Genomic DNA, 282 nt, shown 5'->3' with positions numbered 1-282 from the left:
TTTTGAAAACGTTAGCCGGCATGTTGTAAGAGGTGATGATTCAGTCACCTCTTTAGTCTATTGATGAACTAGGTGATAAAAAATGACTCAACCGAATGAAACGATTTTGTTGGCCGGTTTGGGCTTAATCGGCGGTTCGATCGCCCTGGCCATCAAAAAGGAACACCCGGGCAAACGGATTATCGGGTTTGACGTGTCAGAAGAGCAGGCAAGGGCTGCACAAAAGCTTGGCGTAATTGATGCTCCGGCCGCTTCTTTTTTAGAAGGGGTGAAAGAAGCGTC

General features: G+C 47.2%; 1 protein-coding gene. It reads left to right on the top strand.

The features are described from left to right. Positions 1–82: 82 nt before the first annotated feature. Positions 83–282 (top strand): prephenate dehydrogenase/arogenate dehydrogenase family protein (locus CH339_RS25590; RefSeq protein WP_146610299.1); only part of this gene is annotated, 200 nt, incomplete at its 3' end.

This window comes from Rhodobium orientis, assembly GCF_003258835.1.
GTDB classification, from domain to species: domain Bacteria; phylum Pseudomonadota; class Alphaproteobacteria; order Rhizobiales; family Rhodobiaceae; genus Rhodobium; species Rhodobium orientis.
The sequence above is the reverse complement of the archived record's forward strand: the minus strand, read 5'-3'. Positions and strand labels throughout refer to the sequence as shown.